Source organism: Bradyrhizobium sp. P2_E8 (assembly GCF_056403875.1).
Genome location: NZ_JBFUES010001698.1, coordinates 1 through 867, shown reverse-complemented (window position 1 = coordinate 867; position 867 = coordinate 1). Strand labels below are relative to the sequence as shown.

The 867-nt window shown below is 65.5% G+C and carries 1 protein-coding gene; it reads left to right on the top strand.

The features are described from left to right. The coding region (locus tag AC1D00_RS43300) for an efflux RND transporter permease subunit (RefSeq protein ID WP_477014952.1) at nt 1–867 on the top strand (867 nt) is incomplete at both ends.

The following is an 867-nucleotide window of genomic DNA, read 5'->3' as shown; positions in this document are numbered from 1 at the left end:
CGCGCGCATCGAGGTCGGCGGCCTCAGCTACCAGTTCAACACCCGCCTCGACGGCAAGCCGACCGCGGGCCTCTCCGTGCTGATGTCGCCGACCGGCAATGCGCTGGCGACCGCGAGCGCGGTCGAAGCGAAGATGAAGGAGCTGTCGCGCTTCTTCCCTGCCAACATCTCCTACGAGATCCCCTACAACATCACGCCCGTGGTCGAGGCCTCGATCAAGAAGGTGCTGTCGACGCTGGTCGAAGCGGTGGTGCTGGTGTTCGTGGTGATGTTCCTGTTCCTCCAGAACATCCGCTACACCATCATTCCGACCATCGTGGTGCCGGTGGCGCTTCTGGGCGCCTGCACCACGCTGCTGCTCGCCGGCTATTCCATCAACATGCTCTCGATGTTCGGCATGGTGCTCGCGGTCGGCATCCTCGTCGACGACGCCATCGTCGTGGTCGAGAACGTCGAGCGCATCATGAGCGAGGAGGGGCTGCCGCCGAAGGAGGCGACGCGCAAGGCGATGTCGCAGATATCAGGCGCCATCATCGGCATCACGCTGGTGCTGATGGCGGTGTTCGTGCCGATGGCGTTCTTCCCGGGCTCGGTCGGCATCATCTACCGCCAGTTCTCGGTGACCATGGTGGCCGCGATCGGCTTCTCCGCCTTCCTCGCGCTGTCGCTGACGCCGGCGCTGTGCGCGACCCTGCTCAAGCCCGTCGCGGCCGGCCACGGCCATGCGAAGAAGGGCGTGTTCGGCTGGTTCAACCGCATGCTCGAAGGCGGCAGGGAAGGCTATTCCCGCACCGTCGGCTTCTCGCTGAAGCGCACCGGCCGCCTCATGCTGGTCTATGTCGCGCTGCTGGTCGGCCTGTCCTGGGC